18 protein-coding genes are annotated in these 17169 nt (G+C 51.3%); 6 read left to right on the top strand and 12 right to left on the bottom strand.

What is annotated here, in order from left to right; all coding sequences use genetic code 11:
* Positions 1–39 precede the first annotated feature (39 nt).
* On the top strand, positions 40–798 hold the full coding sequence (locus JJU14_RS06320; RefSeq protein WP_091344335.1) for a DUF2884 family protein: 759 nt from the start codon (positions 40–42) through the stop codon (positions 796–798).
* Between the two features lie 23 nt (positions 799–821).
* Here the strand turns inward: JJU14_RS06320 and JJU14_RS06315 are convergent, their stop codons facing one another.
* The 8 genes from JJU14_RS06315 to JJU14_RS06280 form a co-directional block, all read right to left on the bottom strand.
* Positions 822–2780 carry an SUMF1/EgtB/PvdO family nonheme iron enzyme gene (locus tag JJU14_RS06315; protein WP_228611747.1) on the bottom strand — a complete coding sequence of 653 codons (1959 nt, stop codon included), beginning with the start codon at positions 2778–2780 and terminating at the stop codon, positions 822–824.
* Between the two features lie 166 nt (positions 2781–2946).
* Complete coding sequence (locus JJU14_RS06310; RefSeq protein ID WP_228611746.1) at positions 2947–4797, bottom strand: DUF885 family protein; 1851 nt, start codon at positions 4795–4797, stop codon at positions 2947–2949.
* A gap of 9 nt (positions 4798–4806) precedes the next feature.
* Entirely contained in the window at positions 4807–5943 is a 1137-nt protein-coding gene (gene hemW, locus JJU14_RS06305) for a radical SAM family heme chaperone HemW (protein WP_228611789.1), read from the bottom strand.
* A 2-nt stretch (positions 5944–5945) separates the two neighbouring features.
* A complete protein-coding gene (locus tag JJU14_RS06300; RefSeq protein WP_228611745.1) occupies positions 5946–6554 on the bottom strand; it encodes an XTP/dITP diphosphatase in 609 nt (202 codons plus the stop codon).
* Between the two features lie 6 nt (positions 6555–6560).
* Positions 6561–6977 (bottom strand): DUF4426 domain-containing protein, encoded by a 417-nt coding sequence (locus JJU14_RS06295; RefSeq protein WP_228611744.1) that lies wholly within the window; start codon positions 6975–6977, stop codon positions 6561–6563.
* Positions 6978–7131: 154 nt separating this feature from the next.
* The gene (locus JJU14_RS06290) at positions 7132–7674 is read right to left on the bottom strand and encodes a YggT family protein (RefSeq protein ID WP_228611743.1); all 543 of its coding nucleotides are present in this window, start codon (positions 7672–7674) and stop codon (positions 7132–7134) included.
* Between the two features lie 30 nt (positions 7675–7704).
* The gene (proC, locus tag JJU14_RS06285; protein ID WP_228611742.1) at positions 7705–8520 is read right to left on the bottom strand and encodes a pyrroline-5-carboxylate reductase; all 816 of its coding nucleotides are present in this window, start codon (positions 8518–8520) and stop codon (positions 7705–7707) included.
* Entirely contained in the window at positions 8513–9211 is a 699-nt protein-coding gene (locus tag JJU14_RS06280) for a YggS family pyridoxal phosphate-dependent enzyme (protein WP_228611741.1), read from the bottom strand. The genes proC and JJU14_RS06280 overlap by 8 nt, the downstream gene beginning before the upstream one ends.
* Before the next feature lie 29 nt (positions 9212–9240).
* On the opposite strand from JJU14_RS06280, the gene JJU14_RS06275 reads away from it, so the two are divergent.
* Genes JJU14_RS06275 through JJU14_RS06265 form a run of 3 tightly spaced genes read left to right on the top strand, consistent with a single transcriptional unit; the run spans position 9241 to position 11882 of the window.
* Positions 9241–10293: a type IV pilus twitching motility protein PilT gene (locus tag JJU14_RS06275; protein WP_228611740.1), complete on the top strand. Its 1053-nt coding sequence runs from the start codon at positions 9241–9243 to the stop codon at positions 10291–10293.
* Positions 10294–10302: 9 nt separating this feature from the next.
* The gene (locus JJU14_RS06270; RefSeq protein ID WP_228611739.1) at positions 10303–11427 is read left to right on the top strand and encodes a PilT/PilU family type 4a pilus ATPase; all 1125 of its coding nucleotides are present in this window, start codon (positions 10303–10305) and stop codon (positions 11425–11427) included.
* 26 nt (positions 11428–11453) lie between these two features.
* Positions 11454–11882, top strand: coding sequence for a CBS domain-containing protein (locus tag JJU14_RS06265; protein ID WP_228611738.1), 429 nt, complete (start codon positions 11454–11456; stop codon positions 11880–11882).
* On the opposite strand, the gene JJU14_RS06260 is transcribed toward JJU14_RS06265, so the two are convergent.
* Positions 11883–12203: an Mpo1-like protein gene (locus JJU14_RS06260; protein WP_228611737.1), complete on the bottom strand. Its 321-nt coding sequence runs from the start codon at positions 12201–12203 to the stop codon at positions 11883–11885.
* 170 nt (positions 12204–12373) lie between these two features.
* Here JJU14_RS06260 and JJU14_RS06255 point away from each other — a divergent pair, with 170 nt between their 5' ends.
* Positions 12374–13270, top strand: a complete 897-nt coding sequence (locus tag JJU14_RS06255) for a DMT family transporter (protein WP_228611736.1) — start codon at positions 12374–12376, stop codon at positions 13268–13270.
* A 67-nt stretch (positions 13271–13337) separates the two neighbouring features.
* Complete coding sequence (locus JJU14_RS06250; protein ID WP_091344484.1) at positions 13338–13763, top strand: CBS domain-containing protein; 426 nt, start codon at positions 13338–13340, stop codon at positions 13761–13763.
* Between the two features lie 31 nt (positions 13764–13794).
* Here JJU14_RS06250 and JJU14_RS06245 read toward each other — a convergent pair whose 3' ends face one another.
* The 3 genes from JJU14_RS06245 to hisF form a co-directional block, all read right to left on the bottom strand.
* Complete coding sequence (locus JJU14_RS06245) at positions 13795–15486, bottom strand: PocR ligand-binding domain-containing protein (protein WP_228611735.1); 1692 nt, start codon at positions 15484–15486, stop codon at positions 13795–13797.
* A 115-nt stretch (positions 15487–15601) separates the two neighbouring features.
* Positions 15602–16222, bottom strand: a complete 621-nt coding sequence (gene hisIE, locus JJU14_RS06240; RefSeq protein WP_228611734.1) for a bifunctional phosphoribosyl-AMP cyclohydrolase/phosphoribosyl-ATP diphosphatase HisIE — start codon at positions 16220–16222, stop codon at positions 15602–15604.
* Between the two features lie 171 nt (positions 16223–16393).
* Positions 16394–17167, bottom strand: a complete 774-nt coding sequence (hisF, locus tag JJU14_RS06235) for an imidazole glycerol phosphate synthase subunit HisF (protein WP_228611733.1) — start codon at positions 17165–17167, stop codon at positions 16394–16396.
* Between the last annotated feature and the right edge of the window lie 2 nt (positions 17168–17169).

The raw sequence follows: 17169 nt of genomic DNA, 5'->3' as shown, positions 1-17169 counted from the left end.
CCATCTTAGTTAGGTCGGTGTAAGCAGGATTAAGTAGTGATGCGTCTGGTAATTTTCAGCCTGTTGATCTGTGTTTGGTCGGTTCAGGCTCGTGATTGCAATATGGGGTTTGGTTATGGTTTGCTGATTTCCCCGGAGCAAATTCGTATCATGAGTAATGATCGAACGCTGATGCAAATCAATCATGATGCCCAGTTGTTTATTCAAGGTGAGTGGCAGGATTTGAGTGAGGCAGATACCGCTCTGGTCACAGAATACAGCCAGGGTCTGCGCAAGTTTGTACCTGAAATTGTTGGTATTGCAGTAGATGGGGTCGAGTTAGGCTTATCTTCAATGGAGCGCATGCTGTCTGGTGTTGGTAGTCGTTCGCAGCAAGCCGAGTGGAATGATCTGATCCGTGAAACTACCTTTCAGCTGATGTCACGTTTTGTCCGAAGTGGCGATCACTTTTATCTGGCACCGCAAAGCTTGAACGAGCTGGAGCACTTTTTGAATGGTGAACTAAAACCGCAACTCAATAATCTGGCCCGCCATTCCTTTGGTGCTGTTTGGGAGGCGCTACGCGATACCTTGCAGCATACCGATGCCAATTTTGAACAAACCGATCCACAACAGTGGGATGCGGTGGGCCACTTGGTTGACCGCATCAACTCAGGACTGGATGAAAAAGCCAGTTTGCTGGAGGAGAAAACAGCTCTGTTTTGCCAGCGGTTGAAAGAGTTGAATGAAATCGAGTCGCAACTGCAACAGCGTTTGCCGCAATTGCTGGCCTACGATCTGGTGGTGCAAAAGAACTAGGCCCGTACTGGGCCTGATACTCTTTAGTTCGAACTCTGCACCAAGCGGAAGCCATTATTGCGATGACGAATAGTGGCGTCATGGCTGGTGCGGTAGGTCGCGGTTAACTCTGTAGGGCTAGATAGCCAGGCTCCACCCCGCTGCACGCGCCGAACGCAATTCCCTGATAGAGCAGGTGCTACCGAGTTTGCGGCTTGCTGATAGTTTGGATTCCAACAATCCATGGTCCATTCCCACACATTGCCATGCATGTCGAACAAGCCAAAGTGGTTCGGCGGAAATGACATCACTGCAGTGGTCCCATCGAGCTGAGTACCGCACTCACCCCCACTGCGCCGTCCGAAGCGGGCTTGCTCACAAGTGATATTTTGACCAAATTGATAGGGCGTTTGGCTACCAGCTTTGGCCGCATATTCCCATTCTACTTCAGATGGTAAGCGAAATTGTTGGCGTGCTGCCTGATTCAGCCATGGAATAAACTCCATGGTGATCTCATTGAAGCTCACATTGATCACAGGCCGGTTACCCCGACCCCAACCTTCATCCCGAGGTCGGTGTTTGCAACCGCCCTGCTCAACACAGGCATCCCACATCGCAAAGGTAACTGGATGCGCCATCATCTCAAAACCAGGGACTTCAATGCTTCTGACTGGCAGCTCAGCTTCCGGGCAGTTTCCCTGCGTACAGCCCATGGTGAAGCTGCCTGTCGGGATGGCAACCAACTGGTACATAGCACGGGTGGCCTCCAGCCGTTGTGACTCCATCTGGGCCAGGCGCTCCATGCTGTGATGCTCTGTCAGTAATTGTCGATCCGAAGCAGATGGCTTGCTGATGGCGTAGGTCACTCCCATCAACAATAAAGCCCCGATGGCAGCTGCGCCAAGTTGCAATTGCCGTGAAAAACCGGCGGACTTCACTTCTGCTTCAGATGGTGTTGCAGCATGTGCCGGGGTTGGTTCTGACATGGTTGCCGTTTGCGTAGAGTGGGCAGTGGTTTGCTTTGATACAGATTCTGCTTTAAGTGCTTTGGCTGGTGATGAGGTCTTTAGAGCTGCCTCAACGACGGCTGGGGTTTGGGTATTATCATCCAGCCTTGCTAAAACTTCAGCAACACTTTGCGGTCTGTCTTTTTGACGCAGGCGCACGCAGGACTCCACCAGATTATAGAGACCCTGGCTATAGCCTTTGCTTTGCTCCCGTAGTGGGGGCAATGGATCAGCTTCATGGTCCAGCGTTGCGTTGAGCCGGTCCTGGGCATACGGCAGCTCCATGCCCGTCATCAGGCGGTACAATGTCATGCCTAGCCCGTAAAAGTCACTGGCCGCTGTTACCTGCGTTTTTTTAGACAGTAGCTCGGGTGCCAGATAGGGTGATACGGACTCGAGAGCCAGGATGGTGGCCAAGGTGTTGCTGCTGCCAATCAATTGAGACTGGCAGAAATGGCTTAAAACAGGAACAAGTGGCTCGCGAAGCAGGATATTTTCTGGTTGAATTCCAAGGTGTACGATGCCTTTGCTATGCAGGTGTTGTAAGCCATCCAACAATGGCAAGAGCAGGGCACGGATGTCATCCTCCGGGAAGCCCTGAGATGAACCCTGTTCAAGCTTCTCTAACAGGGTTGGGCTGTCGATGCGCTCGTGAACGCTGAGCACTGTGCCCCCATGTTGCAGACAAGCCAGAGTCCGGTTTAACGCAGGATGATTGCAGTCAGTGAGTTGTTGAATCACCTGAGAAAAGCGCTCAATACTCTCCTGCAAGGCTTCTGTTTTGCTTACATCGCTGACACTGATTTCACTGAAACTACTGCGGCGGCTTGCGAGTGCGCTAGGGAAAAACTCATTCAGCGTCACCAGACGGTTGCTGGCTGAACTCAAGGCTCGATAGGTGATGCTGATATCATTGTATTGCAGCGCTTTGACGATGCTGTAATCCTGAACTGGGGATCCGGTGCTTAAAGGTACTCGATTTTCTGTTATTTTCATTATGATCTTGACCCTGATGTAATGTTTTTGTCCCTTTTTAAGAAATTAACGATTACATTCCATGCCTTAGGCTTCACGTATGTTATAAACGGAATTGAGGCTCAGGCCAAGCGATTATTGATAAAAAAGGCGGGTTTTACCCGCCTTTACTGAACGATTTATGCAGTTATTGCGTTTTATCAGCAATATAAGCATCAATGAGCTTTTCCAGAACATCCAGCGGTACAGCTCCATTGCGTAGCACGACATCGTGGAGCTCGCGGATATCAAAATCTTCACCGAGCTGTGTCATTGCTTTCTCACGCAACTCAAGCAAACGGATCATGCCGATTTTGTAGGCGGTGGCCTGTGCTGGCATGACGATGTAACGCTCTATGGCTTTTTGCGCATCGCCAGCCGGATTTGGGGTATTTTCAACCAGATAGGCGATGGCTTTTTCACGGTTCCAGCCTTTGTGATGAATGCCGGTATCGACCACCAGCCGGGCAGAGCGCCACAGCTCCATCGCTAACCGGCCAAAGTCGGAGTAGGGATCCTGATACAGACCGATTTCTTTAGGCAGCAATTCGGTGTAAAGTCCCCAGCCCTCGGTGTAGGCTGTATAACCACCAAAGCGTCGGAAACGCGGGATCCCTTCCAGCTCCTGCTGAATGGCCAGTTGCATATGATGACCGGGCAGACCTTCATGGTAGGCCAGGGCTTCCAGTTGGTAGATGGGCATATCGCTCATCCGATACAGGTTGGCGTAGTAGATCCCAGGCCGGCTGCCATCCATTGATGGCCGTTGGTAAAAAGCTTTTCCAGCTGATTGTTCACGAAATGGCTCTACCGCTCTTACTTCCATTTCGGCTTTGGGGAGGGTAATGAACAATTCATCCAGACGGGTACGCATATGGTCGATGACATCAGTGGCTTGCTGCAGGTAAGCCTGGCGGCCTTCTTCAGTTTCCGGAAAATAAAACTGTGGATCGCTGCGCATAAATTCGAAGAACTCTGACAGTGAGCCACTAAACTCCACCTGCTGCATGATATGGCGCATCTCCTGGTGAATACGTGCAACATCATCCAGACCAATTTGATGGATTTGTTCGGCAGTTAGCTGGGTGGTGGTCATGCGGTTTAAAGCATGTTGATAAAAAGCCTGGCCATCAGGCAGTCGCCAGACGCCATCCTTATCCCCGGCGCGTTGTTCCAGCTGCTTTAAATAAGCAATCAGTTGTTGGTAAGCCGGTTTTACACTGGTGATCAAGGCCAGCTCGGCTTCATTCAGCAGCAGTTGTTGTTCGTCTGCTGATAAAGGCAAAGCTGACACTTTGCGCTGAAAGTCGGCCCAGATGAGGTTGTCGTCGCTATCATCAAAGGGGGCGCCACTGATTACATTCCGACTGTCATTCAGCACATAGGGAAAAACAAAGCGGGGGATGATGATGCCTTTTTCGGCGCGCTGCTCCAGCTGTTCAATCAATTGAGCAAACAGCGTGGGCACAGCGTTCAGCCTGCTGATGTAGGCTTTGGCATCGTGTTCATTGTCTATCCGATGCTGGTTTAACAAGGTGACAGGCACCGTGGTATGGACGCCGCGCATTTGATTAACCGGATAGCTGTATAAGTGCCAGCGATCATTATCCAGCTGTTGTTGCAGACGCTGCGTCATCAATTGATAGCTGAGTAAACTTTGCGAGTCGAGTGCCGAGCTATCGATGCTGCCAAGCAGTGACTGATGCTGGCGTGTCAGTTCCAGGTCGGCCAGACGGCGCTGTTCGGAGAGATCCTGCCAGCGATCATGGTTGGTTTTCAGGCCCAGCTGGGTTTGACGCAGCGGGTTGGTTGCCAGCTCTTCGTCAAAAATTTGCTCAAAGATAGCATTGGCACGTTGTGATTCAGTCAGTTGACTACTTTGCTGACTGCTGCTCGCTGTGCTGGCCGTGTTGCTGCTTTGATTGGCTGGCTCACAGCCAGTCAGCACGCTTAGACTGATGGCGAGGGCTAAACTGGTCAGGCGAAATGGGGTTGTCATTATGGTTCCTCAAATAAATAGGCTCAGCAAGTCGTTCAGGTAGCGGGCACCTTTGGCGGTGACCTGCCAGTGTTGCTCATCCTGCTTAATCAATGCCAGCTTAGAGGCTTGTTGCAAGGCTGCCGAGACACTTTCGACCGGCAGGCCGGTGCGTGCGGTAAAGTCGCTGACGGGGCATGGCTCCAGTAATCGAAACCGGTTCATAAAAAACTCGAATGGCAATTCATCTGCAATTACCAGTCGCTGCGCATCCAGGTAGGGACGGCTTAAATCCATATAGCCTTTGGGGTGTTTGATTTTGGTTGTGCGAAGTACCGCCTGCTTGCCTGGTAGGGTGACTTTGCCATGGGCCCCACAACCAATGCCAAGATAATCACCAAAACGCCAGTAATTCAGGTTGTGCTCGCATTGATGGCCTGCTTTGGCATAGGCCGATGTTTCGTACTGTTGGTAGCCGTTTGCCAGCAACAATCGATGGCCTTGCTCCTGGATCTCCCACAGCAGTTCATCCTCAGGCAAGACCGGTGGCCTGGAAGCAAAGGCGGTATTGGGTTCAATGGTCAGTTGGTACCAGGACAAGTGAGGCGGGTTTAAAGCAATGGCTTGCTGCAAATCGGCCAGTGCATCGGCCACTGTTTGGCCAGGCAAACCATGCATCAGATCCAGGTTAAAACTGCGAAGGGGTAACTCAGCGGCCAGCCTGGCTGCCCGGTGGGCTTCTTCGCTGTTGTGAATGCGACCTAAAGCGGTCAGCTGCTGTTGCTGAAAACTTTGCACACCGATAGAAAAACGGGTGACACCAGCAGCAACATAACCGGCAAAGCGTTCAGCCTCAAAAGTACCTGGGTTGGCTTCCATGGTAATTTCACAGGTATTGGCAAGTTGCACGCTGTCGCGCACCCCGGCCAGTAATCGTGCAATACCAGCGGCTGAAAACACACTGGGGGTGCCACCGCCAATAAAAATACTGTGGATCTCACGTCCCTGCACCCATGCTAAATCCAAATTTAAATCATCCAGCAAATGGCTGATGTACTCCTGCTCCGGAATCCCCTGTTTAACGGCATGGGAGTTAAAGTCACAGTAAGGACATTTTTGGATGCACCAGGGAATATGGATGTATAGCGATAAGGGGGGGAGTTGCAGGCTCAAGAGACTAGGTACCCCTTTTGTTGCAGCTGGCCAAGCAGCTGGCGCAGCGCCTGACCGCGATGACTTAGTTGCTGTTTTTGCTCTTTGCTAAGTTCTGCAGCAGTGCAATTGAGCTCTGGCAGAAAAAACACCGGATCGTAACCAAAGCCACCCTGGCCCTGCGGCTGATGGTGGATGATGCCCTGCCAGCTGCCATGGCTGATGATAGGCGTCGGATCTTCGGCATGGCGCATAAACACCAGCACACAATGAAACTGCGCCTGCCGCTGTTGCGTCGGTACTTGATTGAGTGCGTGCAGTAGTTTGTTCACATTATCAGCATCGCTGGCCCCTTCGCCAGCAAAGCGGGCCGAATAAATCCCAGGGGCGCCTTTCAAGGCATCGACAGCCAGGCCAGAATCGTCGGCAATGGCGGGCAAACCGGTATGAAGCGCGGCATGCCGTGCTTTGATGATGGCATTTTCAACAAAGCTAAGGCCAGTCTCATCAGCATCGATCAGTTTAAATTCACTTTGTGGGCTTACGGTGCAGGCAAAAGGAGCCAGCATGGCAGCCAGCTCTTTTACTTTACCCTGATTGCCAGTGGCTAAAACAAGTTGTTTCATGGGGTCTCAATCAATGTAGTAGGTGTGTTCAAAACGCAAACGCTGCTGCTCATTGCCTTGCTGCAACTGGATATCAAAGCGCCATAACTCTTCATTACGAATGGTCAGCGGAGCAAAGTAGTAGATCGCAGCGCCATCCCGTACCTGCTGAAAACGCAGGGTACGTTGTTGTCCAAGCAAGTTACGGGCTGTGCCGGTGACATTCACTTGCTGAGCACTCTGATCATCGCTGCGCAGGACCGATAGATTCACAATACCGGTAAAACGGCTTCGTTCGATGCCGTAACTGCGGGCCACTTCAGGGGTTAGAAAAGTGGCATTAAAGGCCAGGTAATGCACATCCCAGGGGCCCAGGGTTTGTTTTTGTTCTGCCTGAGCCGACCAGGCCAGCAGACTAAAAAGACAGGCAAGCCAGAATTTCATCCCACACCTCATCAATAGGTTAACAGTGTTGTGAACACAGTAGGGTGTTCACAGTGGTTTGAGCCCATCGTAAAACGCTATCTGTACCGCTTTACGATGGCATTGAATAGAGCAAGTATAGTCAATCCGGCAGCAGGAGCACGGCACTGGTAGCCTAGAAGCCCCGCAACAGATCGCCCAGCAGAATTTGCACAAATTGCAGCGCAATCAGCGCCACTAGCACCGACAAATCCAGCCCACCCATAGGCGGGATCACCCGGCGGATCGGACGCAGCAATGGCTCGGTCAGTTGGTGCATGACCTGCTCGATCGGATTACGCCCTTGACTGAACCAGCTCAGAATGGCTCGGATCACCAAAATCCAAAACATCAGGCTCAAACTTTCTTTAAGTAGAATAAGTACGCCGGCAACCAGCGCTTGGCTAATTGCAATGCCACCGAGGAGCAGCTGCTGCAACAGCAGCATCTTAACGACAGCTACCAGCCAGGCCAGCACCAGGGTGGCGGTATCCAGCGGCCCAAGGCTGGGGATCACTTTGCGTAAAGGCAAGACCAAGGGATTGGTTGCTTTCACAATAAATTGACTGAATGGGTTATAAAAATCCGCCCGGGCCAACTGCAACCAGAGTCTAAGCACTACCACCATTAAGTAGAGGTTAAAGCCGGTATTGATTAAAAAAAACAGCGCGTTATTCATAGCGTCCCCAAAAGTTCTTTATCACATCAATCAAAGTGTTTGCGCCATCTCACGGGCCCGGCGAATAGCTGCCTGCATGGCTTGGCTAACCATCTGCTCCAAACCGGCACTGGCAAAACTGGTGACCGCTTCATGGGTAGTACCGCCTTTGGAGGTCACCTGAGCACGTAATTCGGCAAAACTATGCTCGCTTTCCAGTGCCATGGTAGCTGCACCCAAAGCGGTTTGTGCCACCATTTTTTTGGCTTGCTCTGGGGCAAAGCCTAATGCTTCGGCTTCTTGTTGCATGGCTTGCATAAAATAGAAGAAATAAGCTGGTGAGCTGCCAGTGACGGCAATTACATGATCGATCTCGGCTTCGTTGTCCAACCAAACCGTCATGCCGGTGCCTCTGAACATAGCATCAACAAAGGCTTTTTCGTAATTGGAGCAGCGGCTGGGGAAAAGGCCGGTAACGCCCAGCCCAACCAGCGATGGGGTATTGGGCATGCTGCGTACTAAACGTACCTCGCCAAGCCAGCTTTCATAGCGGCTAACAGGTAAACCTGCTGCTACGGTGACAAAGAGTTTTTCTTTAATTTCAGGTGCCTGCTCAATCAGTTGCTGGCAGACATCGCCCATCATTTGCGGCTTTACCGCCAGTACAATGACATCGGCTTTTTGCACGGCAGCCAGATTATCCAATGTGGTATGAATGCCATAATCGGCGGCTAAAGCCTGTAGTTTAGGTTCGGTACGGTTGCTGGCAATGATATTGCTGGCTGGATAGCCTGATTTGACCATGGCTGCAATCACGCAGCGTGCCATATTGCCGGCACCAATAAAGGCAACCATGTTGTCATTCATGTCTTTCATAATTCCTTGCGCCAAAAATTGCGGTGCCTAATCGTATCATAGTTGCGCCATATTTTAGAGCCAACTGCCAGTCATCGCTCATCCCCATTGACAGTTCGCACGCCTGAGGAAAGTTGGTTCTAAGCACCTGACTTAATTGCTGCATACGGGCAAATGCAGGCTCAACCGGTTTTTGTTCGGTGGGGGCCGGGATTGCCATCAATCCTTTGAGTTCAAGGCCCGGTAGGGCTGCTACTTCTGTTGCCAGTGACATCACCTGGTCCGGGCTGATGCCAGCTTTGCTCACTTCGCCGCTGATATTGACTTGCAGCAGCACCTGCAGTGGCGGCAGGTGCTTTGGTCGTTGAGCGGACAAGCGGCTGGCAATTTTGAGCCGGTCCAGGCTATGGCACCAGGTCGCATGCTCTGCCACCAGCCGGGTTTTATTCGATTGCAAAGGACCAATAAAATGCCAGCATATCCCCTGGTGCTGCGACAGTGCGGCTACCTTTTCTGCCAGCTCTTGCGGGTAATTTTCACCAAAATGGCGTTGCCCGGCCTGATAAGCGGACAAAATGTCGGCATCTGGTTTAGTTTTACTTACCGCAATTAATTGCACATCCGCCGGGTTTGAACCAAGCTTAGTGCATTGCTCCGCAATTTGTTGGTAGGCGCTTTGCAAGCGTTCTGCTATGGTATTCATACATTCAATCGTACTAAGTGAGAATTGTCATGGATATTACTGAGTTACTGGCATTTAGTGTGCAACACAAAGCATCGGATTTACACCTGTCTGCCGGGGTGCCACCACTGATCCGGGTGGATGGCGATGTCCGAAAACTCAATATTCCTGCCTTAAATCATAAAGAAGTTCATGCCCTTGTGTATGAAATTATGACTGATAAGCAACGAAAAGAATACGAAGAAAACCTGGAAACGGACTTTTCTTTTGAAGTGCCGAATCTGGCCCGCTTCCGGGTCAATGCCTTTGTGCAAAACCGTGGTGCGGCCGCAGTGTTTCGTACCATCCCAAGCGATGTACTAACACTGGATGATTTGGCAGCACCGGATATTTTTAAAACAATTTCGGAAAACCCACGCGGCCTGGTGTTGGTAACCGGGCCAACGGGCTCGGGTAAGAGTACCACCCTGGCGGCCATGATTGATTACATCAATACCACCCGGCACGATCATATTTTGACCATCGAGGATCCGATTGAATTTGTGCATCAGAACAAATTGTCATTGATCAACCAGCGGGAAGTGCACCGCGATACCCATAGTTTTAGCAATGCGCTGCGCTCGGCGTTGCGGGAAGATCCCGATGTGATTCTGGTTGGTGAATTACGGGATCTGGAAACCATCCGACTGGCGATGACCGCAGCGGAAACCGGTCACCTGGTGTTTGGTACTTTGCACACCACCTCGGCACCAAAAACCATAGACCGGATTATCGATGTGTTCCCGGGGGAAGAAAAAGACATGGTTCGCTCTATGCTCTCGGAGTCGTTACGGGCCGTTATTTCGCAAACTCTGCTGAAAAAAATTGGCGGCGGCCGGGTTGCAGCCCATGAGATTATGATAGGGGTTCCTGCTATCCGTAACCTGATCCGGGAAGATAAAATTGCTCAAATGTACTCTGTGATCCAGACCGGTGCTTCGCACGGTATGCAAACCATGGATCAGTGTCTGATCAATCTGGTGAATCGTGGCATGGTGTCGCAAAAAGATGCTCAAAGCAAAGCGCAGGATAAGAACACCTTTGGTACCATGGGGCGGATGTAAGGAGACCTTATGCAACTGACCGAATTTTTGCAAGTCATGGTGGATAAAGGGGCCTCGGATATGTTTGTCACGGCAGGCATGCCGGTGGCCGCTAAGATTAATGGCGAATTGTTGCCTATTGCTGAGCAGCCGCTGACTGAAGACGACTCATTCCAGTTGGTGGTTTCTGCGATGAATGAGAAGCAGAAGCAGGAGTTCGTTACCAGCAAAGAATGTAACTTTGCTATCGCCAATCAGGCTGGTCGTTTCCGGGTATCGGCATTTTGGCAGCGTGATCAGGCTGGCATGGTGGTTCGGCGCATTGTGACGGATATTCCTAATGCCGACGACCTGGGTTTACCGCCTATTTTAAAAGAAATCATTATGTCCAAACGAGGGCTGGTGCTTTTTGTTGGTGGTACAGGTACCGGTAAATCTACCTCGCTGGCAGCGCTGCTGGGCTATCGCAACCGCAATGCCAAGGGCCATATTCTGACCATTGAGGATCCAATCGAGTTTGTGCACGAGCATCATAAAAGCCTTATTACCCAGCGTGAAGTCGGCATTGATACCGAGTCATTTTCCGCAGCGTTAAAAAGCTCGTTGCGTCAGGCTCCGGATGTGATTCTGATCGGTGAGGTGCGGGATATGCAAACCATGGAGTATGCATTATCCTTTGCTGAAACTGGTCATTTGTGTGTGGCAACTCTGCACGCCAACAATGCCAACCAGGCCATCGATCGCATTATGCACCTGGTACCGAAGGAGATGCATCAGAAGCTGTTGTTTGATTTATCGTTGAATTTGCGCGCGATTGTGGCACAGCAACTGGTGCCCACAGCGGATGGGACCGGTCGGGTAGCTGCCATTGAAGTCCTGCTGAACTCGCCGCTGGTAGCGGATTTAATTTCCCGCGGTCAGGTCGGGGAAATTAAAGCGTTGATGGCGAAATCACGTGAACTTGGCATGCAGACCTTTGATCAGGCACTGTACGACCTGTACGAGCGTGGTCAAATCAGCTATGCCGATGCTCTGCACCATGCTGACTCACCCAATGATCTGCGTCTGATGATCAAATTGCGCAGTAACGACACCCGTGGCTCTGGTTTATTATCCGGCGTCACCATCGAAGGCTTTGATAAGCCGGATGCTTAAGCATCCGGGCTTTGCTTAGGAGAGCTATGAGCCGAATTGGTGCTATTATGAGCCGCAAAGTGCTGACTACCAGCGAGGATGCCAGCTTATCGTCGCTGCGCGAGGTGTTCTCTGCAGCAAAGTTTCAACACTTACCGGTGGTGGATAGCTCGGGCAGGTTGCAGGGGATTATTTCAGTCAAAGACTACTTCAGGGCGCTCAGCCCAGTGATGGACTCGGCTTTTGAAACCAGTGTCGAGAATTACATTCGCAGTCGCAAGGTGCGGCATGTGATGACATCACCGGTTTTTACCGTCAGCGATAAGACCAGCATCAAGGAAGCAGCTAACCTGCTGTTGCAATACAACATCGGCTGTTTGCCAGTGGTTGATGCCGAGCAGCGTTTGCTCGGCATTGTGTCATGGAAGGATGTGCTGCGTTTTGCCTTGCAGCCAAAGCAGACAACCAAAGCCTGATCACCAGGGGATTTTTCCTGTCAGCACATCTTTATACATCACCCAATCACCAAGCAGGCTGTAAAGCGGGTACTTGAAGGTCGCTGGCTTGTTCTTCTCAAAAAAGAAATGGCCGACCCAGGCAAAGCCATAGCCGATCACCGGTAAGGCCCACAGCCAGATAAATTGACTGCTAAGCACTGCAGCAAACAGCACCACCAGTACCAAAGTGCTGCCGACCACATGCAACCTGCGGCATACCTTATTGGCGTGCTCTTGCAAATAAAATGGATAAAATTCCTTGAAGCTTTCGAACCTCTGCTCGTTGGCTTGTTCAGTCATATCATTCCCCTAACACTTCTTATGCCAGCAAAGGCAAGTAGTATGGACGGTAAACGTCCGGCTTGATGAGCGTTCCTATGGATCGAGTGCAAAAATAATCAGCAACCTTAATAGATAGGAAACAGTATACTGTACAATACACTGGAAGCTAAATTTAAGGCCTTTGTTGCATGTTAAAATCCGATCTCAGTACGTTAGTGATAGCAATTATCAGTGTACTGCTGGCCATGATCTGCATTCAATCCGGCGCCTCCATTGCCAAGCAACTGTTCCCTGTGATTGGCCCTGAAGGGACTACGGCGCTGCGGGTCGGCTTTTCCGCTTTGATTTTATGGCTGGTATTCAGGCCCTGGCGGCACTGGCCCAAGGGGCGGCAATGGCAGGCACTGATCATTTACGGTGGCTGTCTTGGTGGTATGAACATTTTGTTCTATATGGCGATTGAACGGATCCCGCTTGGGGTCGGGGTTGCGCTGGAGTTTACCGGGCCTTTGGCGGTGGCTTTATTGTCATCACGGCGCAAACTGGATGTGCTTTGGGTTGCCTTTGCACTGGCGGGGGTATTGCTGTTGATGCCGGATATGCGGGGGGCCGATGCGCTGGACCCGGTCGGTGTGATGCTGGCTCTGGCGGCAGGTGGTTGCTGGGCGGGTTACATTTTATTTGGCCAAAAAGCGGGCAACTTAGCACCTGGTGGTGCCACGGTGGCGCTAGGTATGACCATAGCAGCACTTTATCTGTTTCCGATTGGCCTGGTTAGCGCAGGGGCCGATTTATTTCAATGGCAGATTTTGCCACTCGCGCTGCTGGTAGCGGTGATGTCCAGTGCGCTGCCATACTCCCTGGAAATGGTGGCACTAAAGCGTTTACCTTCGAAAAACTTCAGTGTGCTGATGAGTGTAGAGCCTGCTGTCGCTGCCATGGCTGGCTTATTGTTGCTGTCGGAGTTTCTCAGCCTCTGGCAGTGGCTGGCAATTGCCATGGTGATCACCGCCTCCCTTGGCAGCAGTCTGACCAAAACAACAAACAAAGAGGCGGGTGGTGTAACAGAAGAAGCAAAAGCTTGATCTGCTTCGGGAAAGTCTGCGCTAATTTGGTTATGCTGATGACTGGGATGCCTAGGGAGCTTGAATGATGACTGCAAAACATGTGGCTGAGTTGATGACAGCCAACCCACTTTTTGTTCGCCGTGACCAAACGCTCAAAGATGCGCATGATTTGATGCGCACTAAGAATATCCGCCATATTCCGGTACTGGATGAGCAGGATAAACTGGTCGGCGTGCTGACACAGAAAAAAATGATAGCTACTGTGATGGGCTTGCTTGCTAAATACGGTACTAGTGCGCTCGAGCGCAAAGAAAAACAGCAAATCATTGGTGAGCTGATGGATACCGATTTTGCGACCGTACAGCCACAGCAGTCGCTGGCTGAAGTCATCAGTTATTTTTTAAAAAATAAGCATGGTTGCCTGCCAGTGGTGGATGAAAACGAGCAACTGCTGGGGATCCTGACTTCTTCGGACTTTGTGCGTTTGGCGGGTCAACTGTTGGAGTCCTAGGGGAGCGCTAACCTCGGCGAGAGCCTTCATGCTACTGATTGTACCAGCAGGTTTGACGGTGATGTTTTTTTGCGGCATACATAGCGGAATCTGCCTGACGCAGTAACTCATCGCTACTGGCTTCTCCTTTAAAAAGAACCAGACCAATGCTGCTGGCGCATTGGTGCATCCGGCCTTTGGGTAAGGGGTATGGATGCTGCAGCCGTTGTTGAATTTTGTTGGCTAGGTGCTCCAGTTGCAGCCGGGCTTTGGATTCGTCAGCATCGATTTCCCGGATAAGAACCACAAACTCATCGCCGCCAAAACGAGCTACGGTATCGGCACTTCGCACGGCTTGCTGCAGTCTGTTTGCAACCTCCTTCAGTAGGGAGTCCCCGGTCTTATGGCCAAACAGATCATTGACCGGTTTAAAGTTGTCCAGATCGATAAACATCAGGCCGGCAAATTTTTGGCTGCGCTGACTGGCGGCGATGGCTTGCAGTAAGTGCTCTTCCAACAGCCGGCGATTGGCCAGGCCGGTTAAGCTATCGTAAAACGCCAGTCGCCGAATTTGCTGGCTGTTCAAACTGCGGCTGATAGCAAGCTCAGCCAGTTTGCTGTAGCTTTTGATTTTATTGAGCAATTCTTCCGATGGCTCTGCAGGTTCCCGGTGGTAAATGGCAAAAGTGCCTAATACTTTTCCTTCCGCATTTTTTACCGGCTCAGACCAGCAGGCTTTCACGCCAGCCAGCTCTGCCAGTGTCAAAAATGGCTGCCAGTAGGGATGGTTCTTAATATCGCTGACAATCACCGTCTTGCCGTTAAAAGCTGCGGTACCGCATGAGCCCACCCCTGGGCCGGTCTGCACACCATCAATGGCTTGATTGTAGGCATCGGGTAAGGAAGGAGCCGCACCATGACGCAGGGTTTGGCCATCATCATCCAGCAGCAGGATGGAGCAGATGGTGCCTGGTTGCAATTGTTCTACCTGCAATACCAAATGATGTAAGACGGCAGAGAGTTCAGCACCTTCACTGATAAGGCTGAGAATGTCATTTTGCATGGTCAGCTCAAGCGTGCGCTGAGCCACTAACTGCTCGGTGTGCATCAAGCTTTGCTGATAGCGGCTGTTCAGTAAACTGAGCTGGCTAATTTGCAGTGCCAGGGCAGAGAGCATGTTCAGCATGGCAGGCAGTTTGGCTTCATCGACAATAGGCACTTCCCGTATAGCTGATAGGTAGTCCTCTGTGTTAAAGCCAGCTTGCTCTGCTTGTTGGGTAAAAAAATCCAGATCGGGTTCAGCTGTAAAAAACTGGCCAATAAAGAGATTGGCGATATGCAGTCCTTCCAGCATGATGGGGGTGGCACAGTCAATCAGCCCATTCCGGCAGCGGTAGACAGAGTAGTTTTTACCCTGCTCTAGTTGTATGGCCAGGTCTTTGTCACTTTCCAGACAGCGGCTTAATGTAGAAGGGGCCTGGCGGTGAAACTGCATGCAGGCACGTTGCCAACGTGACGAGGCCAGCACCTTGCCCTGTAAATCCAGCAAAGCAATGGGGATCCCCATAACTTCCAGAAAGTTCTCGAACAAGGTATTTAATTGTGAAAAATCGGCTGCGGCCACCAGTTCATGGGTAGCTAAGTGGTCTGGTGCTGGCAATGCCTGATTCCAGTCACTGGAGAGTGGATCCAGCATCTGAATAAGGTTTGCCTCACGATGCAGGTGTGGCTGTTTTTTAGTCATGTCTAATGAATTCTAGCGCAGACAACCTATTTGAGCTATAGCATTCTGCAACCATTTCAGAGCCGAGAGCTTGCAGTTGTATCACTAGCTTGCCACTGTACCGCTTCTTGCCGCTCTATTTATGCCGTTGCTGCAGCACCTTCAATACATCACTAAGTTCCAGTTGCTGACTTTGCAGCAATACCAGCAGGTGAAACAGTAAATCGGCCGCTTCATTGGCCAGCTCTTCTTTATCGCCGGCCATGGCCGCTAGGGCGGATTCAACGCCTTCTTCGCCGACTTTTTGTGCAATCCGTTTTACGCCTTTGGCAAACAGGCTGGCGGTGTAGCTGCTGGCTGGATCAGCGTCTTTACGGCTTTTAATCACCTGCTCTAAGTCGTATAAAAAGCTTAGCTGTGGGCTGTTGCTGCTGTCGTCGTGCCAGCAGGTTTCGGTGCCGACATGGCAAGTCGGGCCATTGGGCATGGCCAGCACCAGGATGCTGTCGGCATCGCAGTCGCTGCTGATGGCAACCAAATCCAGCGTATGGCCTGAGCTTTCACCCTTGGTCCAGAGTCGCTGTTTGCTGCGACTAAAGAAGGTAACTTTTTCGCTGGTCAGGGTTTTGCTGATCGCGTCCTGATTCATATAGCCCTGCATCAGCACTTTGCCGGAAATAGCGTGTTGGACAATGGCCGGAAGTAGGCCGCTTTCAGGCCATGTTAGTTGGCTGATGGTGTCTTTATTCATGGTCATTTCTCAAATTTGTATTTATTAGTTTGTGGTTTCATTGGTGACACACCAAACTTTGCCAGCAAGGAGCGGGCTGCTAAACGGAGCTTCTTTGGCATGGATGCCAAAGCAGAGCCTACAAGGATGTATGTACGGCGTCTCCGTGTGCAGTCTGCTTGTGTTGCTTTATAAATATCAAGGCCGAATGGATACCCCAGAGGCAATCAGCTGCGCCTTTAAATCGGCAATCTCAATCACCGCTTTGTGAAACACGCTGGCGGCCAGGGCGCCATCGACATCGGCTTGCTGGAACACCTCGGCAAAGTGCTCAATGGCCCCGGCACCGCCACTGGCAATCAAAGGCACCTGACATAAAGCGCGAATGGCCGAGAGCTGGGCAATATCATAGCCTTTACGTACCCCATCCTGATTCATGCAGTTCAGCACAATTTCGCCGGCACCCAGTTGCTGCACCTCTTGCACCCAGTCGCGGGTCAGCCAGCGGGTCTTTTGGGTACGGCTTTCATCGCCGGTAAACTGATACACCTGGTACTGACCACTGGCCACATCAAAGAAGCTGTCGATGCCTACCACCACGCACTGCTGACCAAAGGTGTCGTGCAGCTCCCGCACCAGCTCGGGCCGAAGCAGGGCAGGGCTATTGACTGAAATCTTATCGGCACCCATTTCCAGAATTCGGCCGGCATCCTCAACGCTTTTGATACCACCGGCCACGCAAAACGGAATATCAATCACTTCAGCAATGCGCTGCACCCAGCTTTTATCAACCACCCGGCCATCGCTCGAGGCCGTGATATCGTAAAACACCAGTTCATCGGCACCAGCTTTGGCGTAGCGCTCGGCCAAAGGCACGATATCGCCAACTATTTCGTGGTTGCGAAATTGCACCCCTTTCACGACTTTACCATCCCGCACATCCAGGCAGGGTATTATCCGTTTTGCCAGCATGC

Source organism: Alkalimonas sp., from assembly GCF_020831925.1.
Taxonomy (GTDB): Bacteria; Pseudomonadota; Gammaproteobacteria; order Enterobacterales; family Alteromonadaceae; genus Alkalimonas.
Note: the sequence above shows the minus strand (reverse complement) of the source record. Positions and strands in the feature narration are given on the sequence as shown.

Bases quoted from the DNA above. Each gene is read 5' to 3' on its own strand.
- JJU14_RS06320 (WP_091344335.1), top strand. From the start codon at position 40: ATGCGTCTGGTAATTTTCAGCCTGTTGATCTGTGTTTGGTCGGTTCAG.
- JJU14_RS06315 (WP_228611747.1), bottom strand. From the start codon at position 2,780: ATGAAAATAACAGAAAATCGAGTACCTTTAAGCACCGGATCCCCAGTT.
- JJU14_RS06310 (WP_228611746.1), bottom strand. From the start codon at position 4,797: ATGACAACCCCATTTCGCCTGACCAGTTTAGCCCTCGCCATCAGTCTA.
- JJU14_RS06300 (WP_228611745.1), bottom strand. From the start codon at position 6,554: ATGAAACAACTTGTTTTAGCCACTGGCAATCAGGGTAAAGTAAAAGAG.
- JJU14_RS06295 (WP_228611744.1), bottom strand. From the start codon at position 6,977: ATGAAATTCTGGCTTGCCTGTCTTTTTAGTCTGCTGGCCTGGTCGGCT.
- JJU14_RS06290 (WP_228611743.1), bottom strand. From the start codon at position 7,674: ATGAATAACGCGCTGTTTTTTTTAATCAATACCGGCTTTAACCTCTAC.
- proC (WP_228611742.1), bottom strand. From the start codon at position 8,520: ATGAATGACAACATGGTTGCCTTTATTGGTGCCGGCAATATGGCACGC.
- JJU14_RS06280 (WP_228611741.1), bottom strand. From the start codon at position 9,211: ATGAATACCATAGCAGAACGCTTGCAAAGCGCCTACCAACAAATTGCG.
- JJU14_RS06275 (WP_228611740.1), top strand. From the start codon at position 9,241: ATGGATATTACTGAGTTACTGGCATTTAGTGTGCAACACAAAGCATCG.
- JJU14_RS06270 (WP_228611739.1), top strand. From the start codon at position 10,303: ATGCAACTGACCGAATTTTTGCAAGTCATGGTGGATAAAGGGGCCTCG.
- JJU14_RS06265 (WP_228611738.1), top strand. From the start codon at position 11,454: ATGAGCCGAATTGGTGCTATTATGAGCCGCAAAGTGCTGACTACCAGC.
- JJU14_RS06260 (WP_228611737.1), bottom strand. From the start codon at position 12,203: ATGACTGAACAAGCCAACGAGCAGAGGTTCGAAAGCTTCAAGGAATTT.
- JJU14_RS06255 (WP_228611736.1), top strand. From the start codon at position 12,374: ATGTTAAAATCCGATCTCAGTACGTTAGTGATAGCAATTATCAGTGTA.
- JJU14_RS06250 (WP_091344484.1), top strand. From the start codon at position 13,338: ATGACTGCAAAACATGTGGCTGAGTTGATGACAGCCAACCCACTTTTT.
- JJU14_RS06245 (WP_228611735.1), bottom strand. From the start codon at position 15,486: ATGACTAAAAAACAGCCACACCTGCATCGTGAGGCAAACCTTATTCAG.
- hisIE (WP_228611734.1), bottom strand. From the start codon at position 16,222: ATGACCATGAATAAAGACACCATCAGCCAACTAACATGGCCTGAAAGC.
- hisF (WP_228611733.1), bottom strand. From the start codon at position 17,167: ATGCTGGCAAAACGGATAATACCCTGCCTGGATGTGCGGGATGGTAAA.